Genomic DNA, 22,639 nt, shown 5'->3' with positions numbered 1-22,639 from the left:
CCTTTGAGACAAAAGCCACTTCATTAAATCTTTGCAATTTAATTTGCAAAAAGTCAGTTAGATCAATATCACTTAGGGTTTCGATCTTGTGAGTATGTGCAAATACACATGAACTGATTATGTTATACGTCTTTAATTGATAGATGACGCAAATATTGGAGACCTGAAGAAATCTTCAAGAACGTCGCGAGGACTAAAATATTATTCATTATATCGAGATTAATAGATAAAGGGTGAACGAATTTATTCTTTAGGTATTTTTTCTTCGTATTTTGAACATTTGTTAAATTGCTAGTGTCATACATAGAACTGAAAAAGGCCTTTAGATTAGTATCATAAAGGCCAAATTATGGTATTACCACATTAAGTCATCTGGAATAACATATGCTGCATATGGATCTTCTTCATCGGTAGCTTGTTCATTTTTCTCAGCATTATTAATTAAAATGAAACCCTGCATTTTTTGATCAATTTTTTCAGCTAACGCTTTCGGAAGATAGGCGTATTGATCTTGATCTTTAGCAATGACTAAACTGCCAGCAACAAGTGCGTTATAAACTTGCTGAGATAGATAAACTTTTTTGATTTTATTTTCATCAATAAATTGATAAGCCACATCGCCAGCAAAATCAGTAATTTTATGTTGCTTAATCATCTGAATGATTGACGCTTTAAGTGCTTTTTCTTCAAGCTGTTTCTGTTTTTCTAAATTTAAAGCCTGATCTTTAGCTAATTTTTCTTGTTGAGCTTTTTCAATATTCGCTTTGATTTCAGCCTCATCACTGAGTCCAAGACGTTGTTCGTGATGAGCTTGTTTAGTTAATTTTTTTGCTTTTTTATTATCAACTAAACCAGCTTTAAGTAGCTGTGCTTGTAAGGCATTTTTAACCATGTCTTAATCCTTATGTGAAGTTGAAGTGCTATAAAGATAAACTACCCAGTAAGAGATACTTAAGGCTAAGCTTAAAATTGTCGGCAATAAAAATGATTGTAGTTTCAAATATGGATGTACTACAGCGGCAAGAATTCCACCCAGTAGAAAGCCAGCAAAAATAAGTAAATGTAAAATAATACGTCGCTTTTCTACAATTAAGCCTCTGGCTTTATATCCAAGCGCTAAACCAATATCTGTCAATACACCGGATAGATGGGTAGTGCGGATGATTGTTCCTTTATAGTGGCTTACCATAGCATTTTGTAAACCCATTGCTGTACATGCCCATAATAATCCATAGCGCGGAAAATAAGGAAGTAATAGCCAGCAAAGAAAAATAAAGAAGGCTACAAGGCTCAAAGGTAAACCGTAACGACGATCTAGTCGAAAATGACTGTTGCCTAAAATAAAACCACTATAAAATGAACCGCAAACATAACAAATAATCACCAGAAGCAAAAAAATAATATGTTCTGGTTGCCACTCTACCAAACTCATCGCTAGCATACTAACGTTGCCAGTCATATGTGAAATCGATTGATGTAAAAGGGTAATTAACCCTAATACATTAATCATTCCAGCATTAAATGCCAGTAAAAAGGCTCCAAGTTGGAACCAGTTTGGTAGGCGCTGAAATGGCATTTCGTTTATGAAGTTTGCTTAGAGCGGATATCTACAGCTGCGGTAAATAAAACATCTGTAGAAGAGTTAAGCGCTGTTTCTGTAGAGTCTTGCAATACACTAATAATCATACCAATAGCTACAACTTGCATAGCAATTTCTGTCGAAATACCAAATAGACTGCAAGCTACCGGAATCAGAAGTAAAGAACCACCTGCAACGCCAGAAGCACCACATGCTGAAATAGTAGCAACAACTGATAGGATAAGCATTGTTGCAAAATCAACATGAATTCCAAGTGTATGTACAGTTGCGAGTGTAAGGACAGTAATCGTCACTGCTGCGCCTGCCATATTTACTGTTGCACCTAAAGGAATAGACACACTTGCTGTAGATGGATTAACACCTAAACGCTCTGCCAAATCTAAGTTAACCGGAATATTGGCTGCTGAGCTACGTGTAAAGAATGCAGTAATTCCACTTTCTTTTAGACATTTAAATACGAGAGGGTAAGGATTTCCGCGTATAGTAAGGGCAACAAGAAGAGGATTAATAACTAAAGCAACAAAGAACATAGTTCCTAATAGCACTACTAATAATTGTGCGTAGCTCTCAAGTGTTGCAAGACCAGCGTCGGCAAAAGTCACTGCAACTAACCCGAAAATACCAACAGGAGCAAAAGCAATTACTTTATGAATAATAGCACTTACAGCATGTGAAATATCCTGCATCACTTGTTTTGTCGTGTCTGAACTGTGGCGCATAGCTAAACCTAGGCCAATTGCCCAAGCTAAAATACCAATAAAGTTAGCTTCACTAATTGCTTGAACAGGGTTTGCAATAAAGCTTAAAAGCAAATTTTTTAATATATCTGCGAGACTACCAGGCGCTTGTAAATCATTATGTGAAATTGTATTGAGGAATAACGTGCTTGGAAAAGAAAGGCTAACAATCACAGCTGTGAAAGCAGCAAGCAACATACCGACCACATATAAAATCATAATAGGCCGTAAGTTCGCACTATGACCTACTTGAAAGTTGGCAATAGAGGAAAGCACCAATACAAAGACTAAAATAGGAGCAACCGATTTTAAGGCTTTAATGAAAAGCTCACCAAATAAACTTAAGTAAGGCGTAACGTTTGGAAATAGTAATGCAACGCCTATCCCTAGAATAATGGCGATAATAATCTTAGTGACTAAGCTTAATCGAGAAAAGAATGCAAGCATATAAAGGCCTTATTAACCTAATCATGGCTAAAGGTTGAACAAGCGAAGTATTTTATACTTAAGTGATGTGAATCTTAAGCTTTTTTATAATAACAATAAGTTTTTATAGTTGCTGGTAATATTAAACTGTTGTTTTTATTGTTTTTAATTTTAAATCTTAATTTTTTTACTTAGTGGTTTTGTTTGTTAATTGCTCATTAAAAAAACTTGTGATATCAAAAAGCTGTGAAACTCCTAAACTGCTTAAAGAAGAATAGACTGAAAAGATTTATCGTGGTTACGATTTTGGAAAAGCTACGCGAATTTTCAAAACTTTGTGCTTCGACTAAACTCTAAGCTTTCAAGCTGAAAAATCGCATATTTCAGGAAATTACTACTATTATTATAAAATTATAATTTAAAAATATTATTTACTTGCACAGTACAGCTGGTGAAGCGTATTTAAAATTGAATGCATATTGTCATCCTTAATAGAATAAAAAATTTGCTTACCATCACGACGGGTTGATACCACATCACTTTTACGTAGCATCATAAGTTGTTGTGAAAGAGTAGGCTGGGTAATTTGGGTCTTCTCTTCAATTTGAGAAACATTTAACTCCTCATAAGCTAAGTGACATAAAATTAATAAACGATCTGTATTAGCCAAAGATTTGAGAATTCCAACGACTGAATCAGCCGCATTTTTCATTTCTTCAATTTGGAGTCCATCTTTCATACTTTATACCTATATCAATATAGCGGGCATAGTATAGATTGATCTTACGAAAATGAATGTAGCAAAACTAATCAATCCAATTGTTTTTGTTGAAAAGCAATATAAGTGGAATTGATAAATAAGCAGTCTTTCTAATTAAAAACAACTATTTGTAGTTGTTTTGTGTCTAAAGTGTTGCGTTGTGTTATAAGTGTAATTGTTAAGTATAATTGAATTGAAGTCAACCAAAAATAATTCCAATTCAGTTCCAATAAATAGTTAAATCTAATTTATCTTTAAGCAAATCATAAAAAATGATTGAGTTTTTATTTTTTAAATATATAATCTGTTTTGTACAGACAGGTCTGTATATTTTGGTTTAGTAAGGTCGAAAAAAACGTCTAAATTTGAACCAAAATGACTTTCAGACGCAGCGTGATACATAAGAAGAATCATTAAATATAAGAAGAAGAATATCACGCTTTATTTTTATGCAGCTCTTTCAAAGTCAATTAACTTTTCTACTCGAGTCCAGTAATCATTAATCTTTATTGAACCGTGTTCAACTTGGGCTTGTATGGTCATACCTTCCAAGATATTAACTAATAACAAGGATAGGGGAACTGGTTCTTTTACCTCATACTGGTTAAGCAAGTTTTGCATGAGTTGAGTTAACCAAGCTTTATATAAAGTTGCTGGTTGATGCGTTGAAGGATATTGTTTTAAAACCTCTTCCAAAGCCTTTTGAAACATACAGCCATTAAAATCTTCGCTATTAAACCAGTCTGAATACCATAAAAAAACTGCTTTAATTCTTGCAAGAGGGTCTAACTCATCATGTTTTGATAAGGCTGCGGTAAGAGAGTTTTGTAAAAGCGTATTACGTAGAAGTAGACACTCTTCAATTAATTTTTCTTTTGATGGGAAATGCTTATAAAAAGTCATTTTTGCAACGCCAGATTCATTAATGATGCGATCTACACCTATAGAATTATAGCTATACGAGTTAAAAAGTCTTAATGCGGTGTTAATAATGTCATCTTTTTTCGACATATTTTAGCCTCTCATAAATGAATTGCTATTAGCTTGAACGGTGATCTTTATCAATGAGAATCTAGATGGCTTAATTTTACAAGGTATTGTTTGTTATTGATAGAAAAAAGATATTATTTTTTAAACGCTGAAGTTTTCCTTTTTAAGGAAAGAGTAAATAATTTCTAGGTTGTATTTTTAAATAATTTAGCTTTTAATTTTTTTAAATTACATTTCAAACTTCTTGAATTTAATCATTTTTAACATAAGTTTATTTAAAATTTTAAAGCAATATTGACTATTAATCTATTTAAAAAGATGGACTTTTTATTTCCATAAAAAGTCCATTTTCGTAGAGCTTATTATTCTGAAGGTGGTAATAACATCAGAATAGATTCATTAAGTAAGTAAGCAATATTCTCTAGAACTTCAAGATCATTAAACTCGCTATTGAAAGCTAGACTTTCTCCATTAGCAATAGCTTTTAATTTTGGTGCAAAATTTTCAGTTATACATAATGCTTCGCCATTTCCCCAAAAGTTTAATGCCTCATCTTTTTCCGTATAGAGTAAGCGGGAGGCTGGCTCTAATAGAACTTCATAACCCTCGTGTAAAATTTCTTTAAGATCATCAGCTTCGATTTCATCAGGTTCAGGAATGTTATCTGGATATTTAGGTTCACTCATGTAAGATATGATTGCTGCATCAAGCACTGAGGAATCTTGTAAATGTGCTAAAACTAAGTCTTTGAGGTAGCTCAGTTCAGTTGCATTCATTTCGCCAATTTGGCTCATTTGTTTGCGTGCGATATCTATAACAGGGTTTTGCAATAAAGTATTAGCTGAAAACTGATCACTAATACGCTCCATCATTCCTGCAATGTTTGGCATGCGAAAGCCAAAAGAGAAAGTTAAACAATCATCTTCAGCAACGCCATAATGTGCCATTCCGGGTGGAACATAGAGTAAATCGCCAGGTGCTAAAACCTCATCAAATTGCACATCTATTTCTGGTAGAAGTTTTAAAGGTTGATTTGGTACAAATGCAGTATTTACATCACACATTTGCCCTAGCTGCCAGCGACGGTGTCCATGACCTTGAACTAGAAACACATCATAAAAATCAAAATGTTTTCCAACTGAACCACCTTTGGAAGCATATGACACCATAATATCGTCACGGCGCCATTGAGGAATAAAAGGAAATTTTTTCCAAAGTTCAGAAAGATCGAAAGAGTAGTGATCTACTGCCTGTACTAACAGAGTCCATAATTTTGGTAGCTTTTGAAAGTCACCTTTGGTTAAAGGTGAAGACTTTACGTGCCATTCATTTGGATTTCTATCTTTTTGGCGAATGAGTCGGGCACTTGCATGTTCTTCTAAAGCAAGTTCTTGCACATCTTGGGGTTCTAAAAGACCTACAATCTCTGGCAATCCGTTACGTACCAACAAAGGTTTTTTTTGCCAATATTCTGCTAAGAATTGTTCGGCAGTAATACCGCCTAAAACTGTTAAAGGTTCTGTCATGGAAATAACCTATTTATAAAACATCTAAAATCAAGGAATTTGTAGATCAAGCTGCCTTAAAATATGGCAAAGTTGAATCATAGGAAGCCCCATAAGTGTTGTCTGGTCTTGGCCTATCATTTTTTCAAACAAGCTAATTCCTAAACTTTCACACTTAAAGCTACCTGCGCAATGTAGTGGCTGATCTAATAAAATGTATCGTTCAATTTCAGCTTGATTCAGGTTTCGAAATTTAACTTGATAATGTTCAACCAGCGTTTGTTCAAAGTTTCTATCAAGCCATTGCACGCTAAGAGCTGTGCTAAAGAAAACAGTTCGGCCAGAATTATCTGCTAGTTGTGCTTTAGCATTTTCGGTAGTCAATGGTTTGCCAATAAAGTCATGCGGAGCATGTTCTCGCCAAGCAACTTGATCTGAACCAATAACAATCGCATTAGGATTTTGTGCAGCAATCACTTGGGCTTTTGTGAAAGCGAGCCTTTTCGCAAGTTCATCGGCATGGGTTTCACCACGAGGACTTTCATCAATATCCGGACTTACACAGATATAATTAATTTCAAGACGATTCATTAAGTCTTTGCGAGTTTGACTGCTGGATGCCAAAATAATTTGTGGCTGTACCATCACACTGCAAATTCCATTAAAACATCTAAAGGTACATAGCTTAATACAGCTTGATGACATGCATGTATTTTAATAGGAGGGGCTTCACCAGCTTGATAAGCCTCTACCCAACGCGTTACACAGATACACCAGAAATCACCGGGTTTTAGACCTGGGAAGCCTACCTCTGGTAAAGGCGTGATGAGATCATTGCCAATTTTTTGAGAAAAATTTAAGAAATCAGAGGTCATTTGTGCACAGACAGTGTGTTGACCAAGGTCTGTTACTGCAGTGTGGCAAAAACCATTTCTAAAATAGCCGGTGATAGGGTCAAAGCAACAACTTGCTAAAGGTTCCCCTAAAACATTTAAGCGATTGATTTGCGGATCTGGATGAATAGACATAATGGGTGAAATATCAAATAACTACCTCTATCATAATCAAAACTGGGGCTTTCTACAGCTTTTATGCAAAAAAACTAACCTTTTTTGATGTAATCATTTAAAATTGGTGCGTTTTTAAAATCATAAAGAGAGCTTTACATGAATTTTCAGCGTATGACTGACCTAAACTTAACAGGCAAACGTGTCCTTATTCGTGAAGATTTAAACGTTCCTGTCAAAAATGGTGTGATTACTAGCGATGCTCGCTTACGTGCAGCATTACCAACGATTAAAGCTGCTTTAGATAAAGGCGCAGCAGTGATGGTATTTTCACATTTAGGTCGTCCTGTTGAAGGTGAACCAAAGCCAGAACAATCACTTGCACCAGTCGCTGCTTATTTAACAGAAGTCTTGGGTCAAGAAGTTAAATTATTAACAGATTATCTTGATGGTGTTGAAGTTGAAGCTGGTCAAGTCGTATTGCTTGAGAATGTACGCTTTAACCATGGCGAAAAGAAAAATAATCCAGAACTTGCTCAAAAGTATGCTGCATTATGTGACGTATTTGTTATGGATGCATTTGGTACTGCTCATCGTGCAGAAGCATCTACGGAAGGTGTAGCTCGTTTTGCTCCGGTAGCAGCAGCTGGTCCTTTGTTGGCTGCTGAATTAGATGCGTTAGGACGTGCAATGCAAACTCCTGAAAAACCAATGGTTGCAATTGTTGCTGGTTCTAAAGTTTCGACTAAGCTTGATGTTTTAAACTCACTTTCTAGTATCTGTGATCAACTGATCGTTGGTGGTGGTATTGCAAATACATTCTTGGCAGCTGCTGGTTTTAACGTTGGTAAATCATTATATGAAGCTGACTTGGTTGAAACTGCTAAACAAATTGCTGCTAAAGTAAGCGTTCCGCTTCCTACAGATGTTGTAGTTGCTGATGCATCACAAATTAATTTTGAAGATTTCTTAGGTTCTTTAGCAGCAGCTCAAGCTGTTGTGAAGAAAGTAGAAGATGTGACTGCAAATGACATGATTTTAGACGTGGGCCCTGAAACTGCTAAAGCATTTGCTAATATTTTAACAACATCAAAAACGATTCTTTGGAACGGCCCAGTGGGTGTATTTGAAGTAGATCAATTTGGTGAGGGTACGAAAGCACTTTCCCTTGCGGTTGCACAATCTGAAGGATTCTCTATTGCTGGTGGTGGTGATACATTGGCAGCGATTGATAAATATAATGTAGCTGATCAAATTGGTTATATTTCTACAGGTGGTGGTGCGTTCCTTGAGTTTGTTGAAGGAAAAACATTGCCAGCCGTGGCTGTTCTACTTGAACGTGCTTAATACTGTTATATAAAAATAAGAAGGGATTGGGTGACCAATCCCTTTTTCATTGATAAGTCATTAAATTGTCATATATCTGCAATAAAATAATGAGTATTAAATCACCAACTGTGGATAATAGTGATGAATTTAAAGCTTACATTTGCTGCTGTGTTAATTGTACCGATGATGTTGACTGCTTGTGCTAAGAAAGATGAAGCCTCTCAAGCTGGACAAGAATCGGCAGCTTCTACTGCTGTTTCTGAAAAAGTAACGCCTGAGCAACAAGCAGCAATTGATGCGATTGATAAGCCAGTGTTAGATGAAAAGAATACAGATGTAGCTGAAGGGAGCGCGCCAAGTGAGGCTGCTGCTTCAGAAACACATTAATTTGTTGTTTTTTGTTAAAAAATCCCTGCAAATGCGGGGATTTTTTTTGAAATACTGTGATTTGTTGCTGAATTGAAATAAATGACAGGGTAGAATAAGCCGCACTACCTGGGAGGATATTATGGCACTCATTTCAATGCGCCAGCTCTTGGATCACGCTGCTGAACATAACTACGGCGTACCAGCATTTAACGTAAATAACTTAGAACAAATGCGTGCAATTATGCTTGCCGCAGATGCAACCAATTCACCAGTAATTGTTCAAGCATCAGCTGGAGCTCGCAAATATGCAGGCGCTCCATTCTTACGCCATCTTATTTTGGCTGCAATTGAAGAATGGCCGCATATTCCAGTGGTAATGCATCAAGACCATGGAACAAGCCCAGAAATTTGTCAGCGTTCAATTCAGCTTGGCTTTAGCTCAGTGATGATGGACGGTTCATTAGGTACTGATGGTAAAACACCTACATCGTACGAATATAACGTTGATGTAACTCGTAATGTTGTTGCTTTAGCACACGCTTGCGGTGTTTCTGTCGAAGGTGAAATTGGCTGTTTAGGTAGCCTTGAAACTGGTATGGCTGGCGAAGAAGATGGTGTTGGTGCTGAAGGTGTACTTGATCACTCACAACTTCTTACTTCTGTTGAAGAAGCGACTCAGTTTGTTGCCGATACTAATGTAGATGCATTGGCGATTGCTGTGGGTACTTCACATGGTGCTTACAAATTCACTCGTCCACCTACAGGTGATATCTTGGCGATTGACCGTATTAAAGAAATTCATGCGGCGTTACCAAATACTCATCTTGTTATGCATGGTTCAAGTTCTGTGCCACAAGAATGGTTGAAAGTAATCAATGAGTTCGGTGGTGATATTAAAGAGACTTATGGCGTACCTGTTGAACAGCTTGTAGAAGCAATTAAACATGGTGTTCGTAAGATTAATATTGATACAGACTTACGTTTAGCATCTACTGGTGCAATTCGTCAGTTTATGGCTGAAAACCCAGCTGAATTCGATCCACGTAAATACTTTGCTAAAACTGTAGATTCAATGAAGCAAATTTGTATTGATCGTTATGAAGCATTTGGTACAGCTGGAAATGCTGACAAGATTCGTCCAATTTCTTTAGAGAAAATGGTTGATCGTTATAAATAATTCCCATTAGGGTCTAATTTATAGAAACCGGTTATTTATATAACCGGTTTTTTTATTAGGTAAATTTCATTCATAAAAAAACCTGTGATAAACACAGGTTATGATGACAATAGAAGAACTTACTTTTGTAAATTCTTTTTATCTAGACTTGGATCTTTGATTTCTACATACGCATTTGCACGTACTTCACGTAACCAGCTATCAATTTCGGTGTTAAATTGACGTTCACCTAAAATCTGACGTGCCATACGCACTTGATATTCATGAGTCATATCTTTTTCGCGTTTGTCTGTCACTTGTAAGATATGCCAACCAAATTGAGTTTGGAATGGTTCACTAATCTGACCTACAGGAATCTCCTGCATTTTTTTATCAAATTCAGGCACCATCATTCCAGGTGTTACCCAGCCTAAACTTCCGCCATCACGTGCGGAGCCTGTATCGTTTGAGTAGGTTGCAGCTAATGTTGCAAAATCCTCACCAGCTTTTAAGCGTTTATAGATGTTATCAATAATTTGCTTGGCATTCTCAGGACTCACTACTTCAGATGGTTGAATAAGAATGTGGCGAGTTTGAAATTGAGGTACTAAAGCTTTTTGCTCATTTTGTTTACGTTCAAGAAGCTTTAAAACATGCACACCATCACGTACCGATACTAAGTCAGTTGTTTGACCATCTTGTAATGGAGTAATGCGGGCAGCAAGTTCAGCAGGAATATCAGACAGTGGACGGAAACCCATGTCAGCCCCTTCAACTTTTACATTTGCAGTTGAAAGTTTCTTTAATGCATTTATGTCATTACTTTGTGCAAGCTTTGAACGCACTTCTTGAGCTACAGTTTGAACTTCCTGTGCATTATCACCAGAAATACGCATATGAATCACATGTGCTTGGTTGCCTAACGCAGCTTGTCCCTGAGGGGATTTTAAGAAGTTCTCTACATCTTGATCGCTGATTTTAATACGAGACATGACTTGTTGTTGACGTAAACGGCTAATTGCTAGATCTTCAGCGATTCGACTACGTAAACTTTCATAAGTCCCTGGAGCCATAGCGTCTAGTTTTTGCTGGAAAGCTTCTAAACTTTTAGACCCAGATTGACTAGCTACTTTGAGTACAGCTTCATTTAAGCTCTTTTCATCAGGTTTGATGCCATATTTTTTAACTTGCTCAAGCTGTGCTTGACGCAAGATTAATTGATCCAATACCTGAAACTGTAAATATTGCTGAGGTGGAACTTCTTTTTTTTGTGCTTGCAGTTCATGAGCTGCTTCAGCCATACCTTGTTGAAGATCGCTTTTTAAAATTACGCTATTGTCCACAATTGCCACAACTTCATCAGCGGGTTGGGCAAAACTATGCATTGATGAAGAGATTAGGGCAGCAAGTGTAGTTGCTTTAAAAAACTGTTTAAGATGCTTTGTCTTCATTAACGTTGTGTCCAAGATTGATTAATTTTGTTAAAACCTAAAACGCGATTTTCAAGTAAAGACGCGAGTTTATTGTTTAAACCACCTAAACCTTTTAGTGTAACTTCAGCCATGATCGCGCGCTTTTCACTAACATCTGGAGATTTTGGGTCGTCTAGATCGTTATAATACGAGCGGCCGTAGACAGAAATACCCCAGCAACATGACTCATAGTTAACTCCTAGTAAGAGTTCGCGGGCAACATCATTGTCCATGTCATATTGTACGTGGCCCATAATACGCCAATTGTCTTTAATTGGTTGTATAAAGGATGCAACAACTTGGTCGTAAGTATCTTGACGGCCAGGAATATCTTTACGATAGAAATAGCCTAAGTTGTATAGATTTCCTTTATCACCAGTATAGTAAAGTTGGAAATCACGTTGAGCGTTATCGCCATTCGACATCCATGCTGAGTTAGCCGCAATAGTGAAGTTTTGATTAAGTTGGCTAGATAGGCTAACAACAGGGCCAGTATTACGCTCGGTGTCAAATTCATCTTGCTGTTTTAAAGTGACACGGCGATCTTCGAAATAATAACTTTGACCAACACTTGCACGTAAACGCTCTAAACCTACTGTATCGAAGAGGCTGTAACTTACACCTAGTGATAAGAAGTTATTGTCTTCAAGACGGTCATGTCCATAAAAACGGTATGGATTAAATAACTGATCGTAACTAATTGATGCACTTGTCGAATCAAAGTTAGGGTAGCCATCCTGGTTTTTGTATGGCGCATATGCGTAGAAAGCACGTGGTGTAAGTGTTTGTAAGTACTTACCCTCACGCTCAAAATTCAGTCCAGTATCCAAAGTAAATTGTGGCACAATGACTGATTTATTTTCAGAACCGCCATCTAAACCTTGAGATGCGATACTGTCCTTATCATAAAACGTTTGAATAGAACGTACCGAAACTTCAGGAATCACAAAAGCTGCCGGTGTGCGGTAGTTATAACGTGTTGCAAACTGGTTATAAATACGTGTACCGCTACTTTCCTGAGCAGAGTCATCATTAATCGATTTTTTAAAGTAAGCGGTATCGTTGTTAAATTCGTATTGTAAGCCTAATGGATTACCAGTGACATAATTCAACAAGAATTGTGGTAAACGAGCATACGGCTTATCGACATCTAGAACTTCTGGGTCAAGCGTCTGGAAATCTTCGACTTTAAGCTGTGCTTTTAAACCCGGAATACCATGTTGATAGTTAAGTTCCCATGCTCTACGTAAGTTAAGATCTGTTTTAGAGTTAGGGCTACTATCTAAGTCAGAGAAATAATCTTTATCTGATGCATAGTTATATTCAAGGTTGGTAGACCACTGATCGTTAATTTCCCAGTTATGTAAAAAATGGAAATCTTTACGATCTTTATCGTCATAACCTTTGTCAGATGGCAAGATGCCACCCCACATTTCACCCGCGCCAAAGCCATCGGTTAAATAACGGAAGTCACCTTTTAACATTGCACCACGATCTGCTAAATAACGTGGAGTAAGTGTCAGATCATAGTTAGGGGCAAGGTTTAAATAGACCGGAACAGAAAGTTCAACACCACCATCGTTTGAGAAACCAAACTGTGGGTTGAGAATACCGGTAGTACGGCGGTCGTCAATTGGGAAGTTAAAGTAGGGAACAGCTAGAACCGGAACATCTTTAACATATAGTTTTGTCCCGCGAGTTACACCGCGTCCAGTTTCCTGATTTAACTCAATTTTATTTGCTTGGATTTTCCAGCCCGGTTTTTGGCCGGGTGGGCATGTTGTATAGGTTGCATCATTAAGAACCATAACATTTGGTGAGGTTCTTTCGATTTTTCCTGCATGACCATGGGCGTGTTGTTGCTCAGAAATATAAAAACTATTATCTAAATTCCCGGTTTGGGTTTTTAGGTTGTAATTAATTTCATCACTCTGTGAAAGTAACCCGCCTTGAGCTAACTGTACTCGACCTTGTGCATGTGCAAAGGTTTGGGTTTTATCAATCGTTACCTTGTCAGCGCGAACGGTGCGTCCTTCCTGATCAATAACGACATCACCTTCTAAAACAGAATCACCCGCTGGATTGTAATGTCCGTAGTTAGCCGTAACGACAGAAGTCGCTTTGTCGGCATCTAAAGCTTTTGTCTCAGGGTTAATCGGTGTAACCCATGTACCTTGGCAAAATGCCGAGCTTAAATATTTATTGTCACGAAGCTGAGCTTCAGGTGCAGATTTATCAACATAGTATTGCTGAAAAAACTCTTGGCCTGGGTAAGCTTCCTTGATGCTCGCTTTAAGTTGATTATTGTCTATATTGGAGACAACATCAGTTGACTCAGCATAACTTGATTGTATGGAGCCACATAAGAGCGTAAAAATAGCTGTCGCTAAAGGATTAAATTTAAACTGATGCTTCATTGTCTCATTAACCAAGTATGCTAATTCACAATTAATTATTGTCGCATCATAGAGAAAAAGTTTATAAGTGGCTACACTTAACCCTTCAAAAATCTCAGCTTGTTTTAGATTTTATTGCAAATGAATACACAACGTGAACAATTGATATATACATGGCTTACATCTGTTCTGGAAAATGATCAATTTAAGATCGCTTTTTTAGCAGGTGATGCAAGCTTCCGCCGTTATGCGCGTATCGAGTTACAAAATAAAACGTATATGCTCATGGACGCTCCTCCAGAAAAAGAAGACTGTGTTCCGTTTGTGACCATTGACGAATTTTTTGCAGGTCATGGCGTGCGTGTACCTCAGATCATCGCAAAAGATTTGACTCAAGGTTTTCTGTTATTGGAAGACTTTGGTGATGTGCTTTTATCGACACTATTAACTGAAGAAACAGTTGATAAATATTATGAACAAAGTTTTAAACAGCTTATTCAGTTGCAGTCTATAGAAGGTGCTAGTCAGTTCCCAGCGTATTCCTACGAAAAATTAATGTCGGAAATGCAGCTACTCACAGATTGGATGTTGCCATCGCTTGCTATTGAGCCGACTGTTGAGCAGAAAAAAACGATTAATGATGCGTTTGATTTCTTGGCTTGTGCTGCGTTAGCCCAACCACAAGTCATCGTACATCGAGATTTTCATAGCCGTAATTTGATGAAAATTACCAATGAGCAAGAGTTGGGGGTCATCGACTTCCAGGATGCTGTTATTGGTGCTGATACATATGACTTAATTTCGATTACTCGTGATGCATATGTTCAATGGAATGCTGAACGTGTTTATCAATGGTTTAAAATGTTTTATGACTTATTACCAGAGTCGACTAAACAAAACCGCAGTTTTGATCAATTTAAACGTGATGCAGATTTAATGGCTATTCAACGCCATATTAAAATTTTAGGTATCTTCGTTCGTTTATTTGAACGTGATGGTAAATCTGGTTATTTGAAGGATTTGCCACGTGTCATGTGGTATTTACTTGAAGAAAGTCGTGGTTACGCTGAACTTGAAGAGTTTATGGTGTTTATGAATAACATAGTGATGCCTAAATTTATCGAGAAATATGGTAGCTATGAGGTAGCAGCATAATGAAAGCAATGATTCTTGCTGCTGGCTTGGGCAATCGTATGCGTCCTTTGACTTTATATACGCCTAAGCCTTTACTTGAAGTAGGTGGTAAACCATTAATTGTATGGCATATTGAAAAGTTGCAAAAAATTGGTGTAACTGAAATTGTTATTAATACTGCATGGTTAGGTGAAAAACTTGCTTCAACATTGGGTGATGGTTCTCAATTTGGGGTCAAAATTTTATGGTCTCATGAGGGTGAAGGCTTAGAGACAGCTGGCGGAATTATCAATGCATTACCTCTTTTAGGAAACGATCCATTTATTTTGGTGAATGGCGATGTTTGGACTACGATGGATTTTGCTCCTCTTTTAAATGTTCAGTTAGGTGATAAATTAGGCCATTTAGTATTGGTTGATAATCCTCCTCAGCATTTGAAAGGTGATTTTGTTCTGTCTAATGGTTTAGCTTATACCTTTGAGCAAGAACAAAATGGAGCTGCTTTTACCTATAGCGGTATTGCAATTCTTTCTCCAGACATGTTCTTAGGACTCGAAAATGGTAAGCGTCCACTTGCGCCTTTGTTAAAACAAGCTATGTTGGAACATCGGATTAGTGCTGAGAAAATGCATGCAAATTGGGTTGATGTGGGAACGCCTGAGCGTTTAAATCAACTAGATCAGCAAATTAAGCAGGGCTTATACGATTAACTGAATAATCGCTAAGCGGTAAATACTGTGCCGATTTATAGAAATCGGTATACTTTGGCAAATTTTTTTGAGATGACTTGCAGCTATGCATCCTTTTTTCCAAGAATTAAAGCAAGGTAGTCAGGCATTAGGCCTGAACTTAAGCGACGAAGCATTGACGCTCTTGTTGAAGTATCAGGATGCATTAGTGCTTTGGAACAAAGCATATAATCTGACAGCAATTCGCGATCCGAAAGAAATGTTAGTGAAGCATTTGTTGGATAGCTTAAGTATTTTGAAAGATTTGCCAGAAGGTCGATTACTCGATGTTGGTACTGGTGGTGGTATGCCAGGCATGATCATTGCATTATGTCAGCCAGAACGTAACTGTGTGCTACTTGACTCAAATGGTAAAAAAATTCGTTTTTTGAAACAATTTATTGCTGATCTTAAATTGAGCAATGTTGTGGCAGTACAAACACGTGTTGAGAATCAAGATACAATTGATGAGCTTGGACAGTTTGATGTCATCACAAGCCGTGCTTTTGCTTCTTTAACGGATTTTGTAGATGCAGCTCAGCCATACTTACATCAGGGCAGTATTATTGCAGCAATGAAAGGAGTTGTGCCGGTTGAGGAAATTGAGCAGCTTAAGCCAGACTTTTCATGTAAAGTGATTGAGCTGAATGTACCAAGACTTGATGAACAACGTCATTTACTTTTACTTCAACGTATTTAAATAAAAAGTATTAGGGTTACCATGGCTCAAATTATTGCGATTGCAAACCAAAAGGGTGGTGTTGGTAAAACAACGACTGCAGTAAATCTTGCAGCGTCTCTAGCTGTATTAAAGAAACGTGTATTACTTGTAGATATGGATTCACAGGGTAATGCTACGATGGGGTCCGGTATTCAAAAGAACGATCTTTTGTATTCAATTACGGATGTACTACTTGGTGAAGTGCCAATTGAAACAGCTATTCAAAAAGCTGAAGTTGGATATAAAGTTTTAGGTTCTAATCGTGAGCTTTCAGGTGTTGAACTTGCTATTGCAGAGCAAGAGGGCCGTGAGTTCATTTTAAAAAATGCTTTGAATGAAATTAGAAACTCATTTGATTTTATTATTGTGGATTGTGCTCCAAGCTTGAGTTTAATTACAGTCAATGCTTTAGCGGCTGTAGATAGTGTAATTATTCCAATGCAGTGCGAATATTATGCGCTAGAGGGTTTAGCTGATTTAACCCAGACCATTGATCGAATTCAAAAAGCATTAAATCCTGATTTAGAAATTATTGGTGTATTACGTACAATGTACGATGCACGAAATGCCTTAACACGTGATGTATCTGCAGAGCTAGAACAGTATTTCGGCAAAAAACTTTATGATACTGTTGTTCCACGTAATGTCCGCTTAGCAGAAGCGCCAGCACATGGTTTACCTGTGATCTATTTTGAGAAAAGTTCTAAAGGTGCAGTTGCATACTTAAATCTTGCGGCTGAGATGTTAAAGAAAAGTAAAGTGAAGAAAGGAAGTAAAGTATGAGCATCAAAAAACGCGGATTGGCTAAAGGACGTGGTTTAGATGCATTACTTGGTTCAATTCAAAAAGAAAAATTACAACTTGAAGCACAGGCACTTGACCACGGACAGTTGAAGCAAATTGATGTAAATTTATTAAAACGTGGTGAATATCAGCCGCGTCGTTTTATTCATGAGCATGATTTACAAGAATTGGCATCTTCTATTGAAAAACATGGGGTGATGCAACCTATTGTCATTCGCCCAGTGGATGATGAAGTACATCCGTACGAAATCATTGCTGGTGAGCGTCGTTGGCGTGCTGCACAACTTGCAGGTTTATCTGAAATTCCTGCAATTGTTCGTGATTTAAATGATCAAGTTGCTATTGCTTTAGCACTCATTGAGAATATTCAACGTCAAGATTTAAACCCGATTGATCAAGCAATAGCTTTACAACGCTTCCATGATGAATTTGGCTTAAGCCACCAAGAAATTGCTGATACGGTAGGAAAAGCACGTACTACAGTAAGTAATTTACTACGTTTGTTAAGTTTGGCAGATGAAATTAAAGACTTCATGCAGCAAGGCCTACTTGATATGGGGCATGCTCGAGCTATCTTGACGTTAAAAGGTAAAGATCAATTAGACGTTGCTAAAATTGTAATTGAAAAAGGTTTATCTGTTCGTCAAACAGAGCAATTGGTGCGTGATAGAAGTGAACCTAAACAGGAGAAGGAAAAAGCACCTGTAGCACCAGATATTGAGCAATTAACGCAAAAATTATCAGAGCGTTTTGGCGCTAATGTAAAAATTGATCACAATCAAAAAGGTAAGGGTAAGCTTGTTATTCATTATCATACCTTAGATGAGTTGGATGGTATTTTAAATATTTGTTTGCCTGATTAATTTGCATTTGGGTCATATATTTCTAATTTTATATTCTTGGGGAAGAAGATATGTGGGAACTTGTGAGAGCGGGTGGCTGGTTAATGCTGCCTTTAATTCTATGCTCGATTTTAACTGTTGCGATCAGTATTGAGCGTTTTGTTCGGTTAAGACGTTCACAAGTTCTACCCAAAGCATTAATTGATGATAGTTCTTTAAGAACTGAAGATATTGTGGAAAATTTAGAACAAAATGTAGAAGTGCAAAACAGCGCATTGGCTCACATTTTAAAAGCAGGTTTTGATCATCGTGAGCATGGTGAGCAATTTGCACGCGCCCAAATGGAAGTGGCAGCTTCTCAAGAAATTTCTTATTTAGAAAAAAATATTAATTTCTTAGGAACTTTGAGTGCAGTGGCACCTTTACTCGGGTTATTGGGTACGGTAGTTGGGATTATTGAATCATTCCTTGTGATTGATTTTGGATCGGCTGGTAGTCCAAGCTTAATGATTCCGGGTATCTCTAAAGCGCTTATTACCACAGCTGTGGGAATGTTAATTGCAATTCCAGCTTTAATCGCGTATCGCTATTTCCAGAGAGTGGTACAAGATTATGTGGCTGAACTCGAACAGCAATCGACTTTATTTCATGCCTCATTATTCTATAAACGTTCATCGTCTATAGCAGAACACCGTCGTGTTGGGTAATGGGTGAATAACCAGATGAAATTTAAACGTTCTCAGGTCGAAGACATTCATATCAATTTAACGCCCATGATTGATTGTTTGCTGTTCATTTTGGTTTTTTTATTACTGTCGACTACTTTTAATCAGCCAAGTCGCATTAATTTAACGTTACCAGATGCACAAGGTGTTCCACCAAAACAGTACGATCAGAAAATTGAAGTCGTGGTAGACTCTGCTGGTCATTATGCTGTAAATGGTCAGGCACTTTCGTCTAAAGGGGTTGCTGATCTGAGTACTGCGATTAAGCAAGTTGCTCAAGAGCGCCGTGATTTTATGTTCATCATTGCTGCGGATGCTAAAGCGTCTCATCAGGATGTAATTCGCGTTATGGATGTAGCAGGACAACTCGGTTTTGTTAACATCAATATTAGTACCAAAGTTCCTTCTAGAGGTTTTTCTGAGTGAATCAAGATTTTAAGGTTTATTTGCGTCTCATTGCCTATTTAAAACCTTATTGGGGCGTGGCCTTATTAGTTCTTATCGGGTTCGGTATTAACTCAGCAACAGAAGTTTCCGTTGCTAAATTGATTAAATTTATTATTGATGCAATCCAACACAGTAGCAGAGCTGATTTGGATTGGTTCCCATTATTAATCATTTTATTAGTTTTTTTCCGTGGTTTAGGCCTTTTTATGGGCGGTTACTATACTGCGGTGATTTCACGTAGTCTGGTTTTTAGTATTCGACAAGAAGTTTATGCCAAGCTTTTAAGATTACCTGCACAATATTACTTAGATAATTCATCTGGTCATATTACTGCCAAGATTATGTATAACGTTGAGCAGCTAACAGCAGCTTCTTCGGAATCATTAAGAACCATCGTTAGGGATGGAATGATTACCCTTGGGCTATTAGGTTATCTGTTTTATACCAATTGGCGCCTTACGTTATGTATTTTTGTATTTTTACCAGTCATTGGCATATTGGTACGTAAAGCCTCAAAACGAATGCGAAAGCTTTCTTTACAAGTCCAAGATACGATGGGCGATGTGAACCATGTTGTCCAAGAAAGTATTAATGGTAATGCGGTAGTAAAAAGTTTTGCAGGTGAGGAATCTGAACAAGCACGATTCTATAAGTCATCGGAAGAAAACTTAAAGCGTGGTCTGAAAATGGTAATTGTGCAAAACCTGAATAGTCCAGTGGTTCAGGTGGTGATGGCTTGTGCTATGGCCCTTATTGTATGGTTAGCTTTACGTCCACAAATTTTGGGTAGTACGAGTGCTGGTGAGTTTGTAGCTTACATTACAGCAGCTGGTTTGTTAGCAAAGCCAGTTAAAAACTTGACTGATGTTAATGAAAAGTTACAACGCGGTTTAGCGGCAGCTCACTCTGTTTTTGAATTATTAGATTTGCCTGAAGAGCAAAATAATGGTCATTTAAAACCTAAATTAAATGGTGCGATTCGTTTTGATCATGTGGCATTAAATTATGCTGATGGCGTACAAGCAATTAAAGATTTCTCTCTAGATATTCTTCCTGGTCAAACTGTAGCGTTAGTTGGTCGTTCAGGTGCTGGTAAAAGCTCATTGGTTAACATGTTGGTACGTTTTCAAGAGGTATCAAGTGGGCAAATTTATTTAGATGGTGTGCCAATTAATGACATTGATCTTTCTTGTCTGCGTACACAAATCGCAATGGTAAATCAGCAAGTTGTATTGTTTAACCGTACTGTTCGTGAAAATATTGCTTATGGTCAGTTGCAGAGTGCCTCAGATGAGGAAATTCATGCTGCTGCAAAAGCGGCATATGCACATGACTTTATTATGAATTTACCAAATGGTTATGATACTGTCTTGGGTGCACAAGGCCTAAACTTATCAGGTGGACAACGTCAGCGAATTGCTATTGCTCGAGCTATTTTAAAGAATGCTCCAATTTTAATTTTAGATGAAGCTACAAGCGCTCTAGATAATGAATCTGAACATTTTATTCAGCAAGCATTTGATGAAGCGATGCAAGACCGTACAACTATTGTTATTGCTCACCGTTTATCAACAATTGAAAATGCTGATCGTATTGTAGTGATGGATCAAGGGCAAATTGTTGAACAAGGTACTCACCAAGAACTCCTCACAAAACATGGTGCTTATTATCAATTACATCAACGTAATTTCGAGGATAACTAAGCATGTCATTAGCCCAGCTGATCCAAAATGCATGGAATAAGCAATCAAGTTGGTTGGTTGCTTTACGTCCATTATCTTGCTTGTATCGTGCTGGGTTTCTATTCAATCGTAATCTTTATCATGCAGGTTTTAAGCCGGTTTATAAAGCACCCGTGCCTGTGATGGTTATAGGTAATATTACAGTGGGAGGTAGTGGGAAGACTCCATTATTAATACAACTGGTGAATTATCTACAGCAGCATAATGTAAAAGTTGGGGTAATTAGTCGGGGGTATGGGGGTAGTGGTCCTTTTCCCATGTTAGTTACCTCAGGTGCACAAGTCGCTCAGGTTGGAGATGAGCCTGCATTAATTGTTCAGGCTACAAGTGTGCCAATGGCGGTGGGCCCTAATCGGCAGGCTGCAATAGAGCTATTACTTAAATCATCAGAAATAGATTTGATTATCAGTGACGATGGGCTACAGCATTGGGCATTAGGACGGCAAATAGAGTGGATTGTACTTGATCAAAATCGTGGTCTAGGTAATAAAAAATTATTACCTGAAGGCTATTTACGCGAACCTGTTGAGCGTTTAGAAACAGGGACGGTGATTGAGCATACTTATAAACCTGCTACAGAATTAAATATGCACCTCGAGGTAGGACAGCCATATTTACTCAATCCTTTGTCTAATTCTAAACCCAATTTCAATCCTGAGAATAGTTATCACGCTGTAGTCGGTATTGGCTTTCCTCAACGCTTTTATCAAACACTTAAAGATTTGGGTCTGAAACAATTTCAAGAACACGCATTTCGTGACCATCATGATTACACAATTAGTGATTTGATTTTTAATGATGAGCTGCCGCTTGTTACAACCGAAAAAGATGCAGTTAAATTATTAGCATTGCTTGAAAAACATCCTGAATTTAAACAGTCTATTTGGGTGGTTCCTGTTAAAGCCGTCCTGTCTCCACAGTGTTATCAGGTTTTAAAACAGCAATTGCAAGAACTTGATATTCAATTATCTTAGGTAGAAAAAATGAAACACATCGTCATTCCAGCACGCTTCTCAAGTTCGCGGTTGCCAGGTAAACCATTGTTGCTTATTCATAACCGGCCTATGATTTTACGTGTAGTGGATCAGGCAAAAAAAGTCGAAGGTTTTGATGATCTGTGTGTGGCAACAGATGACGAGCGTATTGCTGAGATTTGCCGTGTAGATGGAGTTGATGTAGTTCTTACGAGTCCGGATCATCCTTCAGGAACAGATCGTTTAAGTGAAGTTGCTCGTATTAAAGGCTGGGATGCAGACGATATTATTGTAAATGTTCAAGGTGATGAACCTTTGTTGCCAGCTCAACTTGTCCAACAAGTTGCGAAACTTTTGGTAGATAAACCAAATTGTTCAATGTCTACGTTGTGTGAGCCGATTCATACCTTAGATGAGTTTCAGCGGGACAGTATTGTAAAAGTAGTCATGTCTAAACAAAATGAAGCATTATATTTTAGCCGTGCAACTATTCCTTATGATCGAGATGGGGCTAAGCATGCTGAACCGACTTTACATACACAAGCATTTCGTCATTTAGGTTTGTATGCTTATCGAGTGAACTTATTACAAGAATATGTAACATGGGATATGGGTAAACTTGAAAAGCTTGAGAGTCTTGAACAATTACGTGTTTTAGAAAATGGTCATCGAATTGCAATCGCTGTAGCCGAAGCAAATTTACCACCAGGTGTGGATACACAAGCTGATCTTGATCGCTTAAATAATATGCCTGTTGAATCTTTTGAATAAGCGT

Annotated in this window: 23 protein-coding genes; 13 read left to right on the top strand and 10 right to left on the bottom strand. The window is 37.6% G+C overall.

Annotated elements, in window-relative coordinates:
* Nucleotides 1-355: 355 nt before the first annotated feature.
* The 8 genes from KTI78_RS06490 to KTI78_RS06455 form a co-directional block, all read right to left on the bottom strand.
* Nucleotides 356-892 (bottom strand): DUF2058 domain-containing protein, encoded by a 537-nt coding sequence (locus KTI78_RS06490; protein WP_016141220.1) that lies wholly within the window; start codon nucleotides 890-892, stop codon nucleotides 356-358.
* A 3-nt stretch (nucleotides 893-895) separates the two neighbouring features.
* Entirely contained in the window at nucleotides 896-1,576 is a 681-nt protein-coding gene (locus KTI78_RS06485; protein ID WP_262445573.1) for a YoaK family protein, read from the bottom strand.
* Between the two features lie 5 nt (nucleotides 1,577-1,581).
* Nucleotides 1,582-2,784 carry a serine/threonine transporter SstT gene (sstT, locus tag KTI78_RS06480; protein WP_262445572.1) on the bottom strand — a complete coding sequence of 401 codons (1,203 nt, stop codon included), beginning with the start codon at nucleotides 2,782-2,784 and terminating at the stop codon, nucleotides 1,582-1,584.
* A gap of 406 nt (nucleotides 2,785-3,190) precedes the next feature.
* Complete coding sequence (locus tag KTI78_RS06475) at nucleotides 3,191-3,502, bottom strand: ArsR/SmtB family transcription factor (protein WP_002121379.1); 312 nt, start codon at nucleotides 3,500-3,502, stop codon at nucleotides 3,191-3,193.
* A 468-nt stretch (nucleotides 3,503-3,970) separates the two neighbouring features.
* The gene (locus KTI78_RS06470) at nucleotides 3,971-4,534 is read right to left on the bottom strand and encodes a TetR/AcrR family transcriptional regulator (RefSeq protein WP_016141217.1); all 564 of its coding nucleotides are present in this window, start codon (nucleotides 4,532-4,534) and stop codon (nucleotides 3,971-3,973) included.
* Nucleotides 4,535-4,875: 341 nt separating this feature from the next.
* Nucleotides 4,876-6,039 carry a cupin domain-containing protein gene (locus KTI78_RS06465; RefSeq protein WP_262445570.1) on the bottom strand — a complete coding sequence of 388 codons (1,164 nt, stop codon included), beginning with the start codon at nucleotides 6,037-6,039 and terminating at the stop codon, nucleotides 4,876-4,878.
* A 30-nt stretch (nucleotides 6,040-6,069) separates the two neighbouring features.
* Nucleotides 6,070-6,663: a Maf family protein gene (locus KTI78_RS06460; protein WP_262445621.1), complete on the bottom strand. Its 594-nt coding sequence runs from the start codon at nucleotides 6,661-6,663 to the stop codon at nucleotides 6,070-6,072.
* Nucleotides 6,663-7,046, bottom strand: a complete 384-nt coding sequence (locus tag KTI78_RS06455; RefSeq protein WP_002121396.1) for a DUF2237 family protein — start codon at nucleotides 7,044-7,046, stop codon at nucleotides 6,663-6,665. Before KTI78_RS06455 ends, KTI78_RS06460 begins: the two co-directional genes overlap by 1 nt.
* A 138-nt stretch (nucleotides 7,047-7,184) precedes the next feature.
* On the opposite strand from KTI78_RS06455, the gene KTI78_RS06450 reads away from it, so the two are divergent.
* From KTI78_RS06450 to fba, 3 genes are all read left to right on the top strand, one after another.
* Nucleotides 7,185-8,372, top strand: a complete 1,188-nt coding sequence (locus tag KTI78_RS06450) for a phosphoglycerate kinase (protein WP_016141213.1) — start codon at nucleotides 7,185-7,187, stop codon at nucleotides 8,370-8,372.
* 123 nt (nucleotides 8,373-8,495) lie between these two features.
* Entirely contained in the window at nucleotides 8,496-8,741 is a 246-nt protein-coding gene (locus KTI78_RS06445; protein ID WP_016141212.1) for a hypothetical protein, read from the top strand.
* Between the two features lie 121 nt (nucleotides 8,742-8,862).
* Nucleotides 8,863-9,900 carry a class II fructose-bisphosphate aldolase gene (gene fba, locus KTI78_RS06440; protein WP_004702014.1) on the top strand — a complete coding sequence of 346 codons (1,038 nt, stop codon included), beginning with the start codon at nucleotides 8,863-8,865 and terminating at the stop codon, nucleotides 9,898-9,900.
* Between the two features lie 119 nt (nucleotides 9,901-10,019).
* Here fba and KTI78_RS06435 read toward each other — a convergent pair whose 3' ends face one another.
* Both KTI78_RS06435 and KTI78_RS06430 read right to left on the bottom strand, forming a co-directional pair.
* Nucleotides 10,020-11,330 carry a peptidylprolyl isomerase gene (locus tag KTI78_RS06435; RefSeq protein ID WP_016141211.1) on the bottom strand — a complete coding sequence of 437 codons (1,311 nt, stop codon included), beginning with the start codon at nucleotides 11,328-11,330 and terminating at the stop codon, nucleotides 10,020-10,022.
* Nucleotides 11,330-13,768, bottom strand: coding sequence for an LPS-assembly protein LptD (locus tag KTI78_RS06430; protein WP_262445569.1), 2,439 nt, complete (start codon nucleotides 13,766-13,768; stop codon nucleotides 11,330-11,332). The genes KTI78_RS06435 and KTI78_RS06430 overlap by 1 nt, the downstream gene beginning before the upstream one ends.
* 120 nt (nucleotides 13,769-13,888) lie before the next feature.
* Between KTI78_RS06430 and KTI78_RS06425 the strand changes: the two genes are divergently transcribed.
* From KTI78_RS06425 to kdsB, 10 genes are all read left to right on the top strand, one after another.
* Nucleotides 13,889-14,902, top strand: coding sequence for an aminoglycoside phosphotransferase family protein (locus KTI78_RS06425; protein WP_262445568.1), 1,014 nt, complete (start codon nucleotides 13,889-13,891; stop codon nucleotides 14,900-14,902).
* Nucleotides 14,902-15,591, top strand: coding sequence for an N-acetylmuramate alpha-1-phosphate uridylyltransferase MurU (murU, locus tag KTI78_RS06420; protein WP_262445567.1), 690 nt, complete (start codon nucleotides 14,902-14,904; stop codon nucleotides 15,589-15,591). The genes KTI78_RS06425 and murU overlap by 1 nt, the downstream gene beginning before the upstream one ends.
* An 85-nt stretch (nucleotides 15,592-15,676) precedes the next feature.
* Complete coding sequence (rsmG, locus tag KTI78_RS06415; protein WP_224991771.1) at nucleotides 15,677-16,309, top strand: 16S rRNA (guanine(527)-N(7))-methyltransferase RsmG; 633 nt, start codon at nucleotides 15,677-15,679, stop codon at nucleotides 16,307-16,309.
* A gap of 21 nt (nucleotides 16,310-16,330) precedes the next feature.
* The gene (locus tag KTI78_RS06410; protein WP_002121458.1) at nucleotides 16,331-17,113 is read left to right on the top strand and encodes a ParA family protein; all 783 of its coding nucleotides are present in this window, start codon (nucleotides 16,331-16,333) and stop codon (nucleotides 17,111-17,113) included.
* The gene (locus KTI78_RS06405) at nucleotides 17,110-17,997 is read left to right on the top strand and encodes a ParB/RepB/Spo0J family partition protein (RefSeq protein WP_016141206.1); all 888 of its coding nucleotides are present in this window, start codon (nucleotides 17,110-17,112) and stop codon (nucleotides 17,995-17,997) included. Before KTI78_RS06410 ends, KTI78_RS06405 begins: the two co-directional genes overlap by 4 nt.
* A gap of 50 nt (nucleotides 17,998-18,047) precedes the next feature.
* Nucleotides 18,048-18,683 (top strand): MotA/TolQ/ExbB proton channel family protein, encoded by a 636-nt coding sequence (locus tag KTI78_RS06400; RefSeq protein WP_033849857.1) that lies wholly within the window; start codon nucleotides 18,048-18,050, stop codon nucleotides 18,681-18,683.
* A 15-nt stretch (nucleotides 18,684-18,698) separates the two neighbouring features.
* The gene (locus KTI78_RS06395) at nucleotides 18,699-19,127 is read left to right on the top strand and encodes an ExbD/TolR family protein (protein ID WP_262445566.1); all 429 of its coding nucleotides are present in this window, start codon (nucleotides 18,699-18,701) and stop codon (nucleotides 19,125-19,127) included.
* Nucleotides 19,124-20,851: a lipid A export permease/ATP-binding protein MsbA gene (msbA, locus tag KTI78_RS06390; protein WP_016141203.1), complete on the top strand. Its 1,728-nt coding sequence runs from the start codon at nucleotides 19,124-19,126 to the stop codon at nucleotides 20,849-20,851. The genes KTI78_RS06395 and msbA overlap by 4 nt, the downstream gene beginning before the upstream one ends.
* A 2-nt stretch (nucleotides 20,852-20,853) precedes the next feature.
* Nucleotides 20,854-21,864: a tetraacyldisaccharide 4'-kinase gene (gene lpxK / locus KTI78_RS06385; protein ID WP_262445564.1), complete on the top strand. Its 1,011-nt coding sequence runs from the start codon at nucleotides 20,854-20,856 to the stop codon at nucleotides 21,862-21,864.
* A gap of 9 nt (nucleotides 21,865-21,873) precedes the next feature.
* Nucleotides 21,874-22,635, top strand: coding sequence for a 3-deoxy-manno-octulosonate cytidylyltransferase (gene kdsB, locus KTI78_RS06380; protein WP_262445563.1), 762 nt, complete (start codon nucleotides 21,874-21,876; stop codon nucleotides 22,633-22,635).
* Nucleotides 22,636-22,639: the final 4 nt, after the last annotated feature.

Source organism: Acinetobacter sp. WU_MDCI_Abxe161, from assembly GCF_025514355.1.
Classification (GTDB): Bacteria; Pseudomonadota; Gammaproteobacteria; order Pseudomonadales; family Moraxellaceae; genus Acinetobacter; species Acinetobacter pittii_E.
This window is presented reverse-complemented; position numbering and strand designations above follow the sequence as displayed.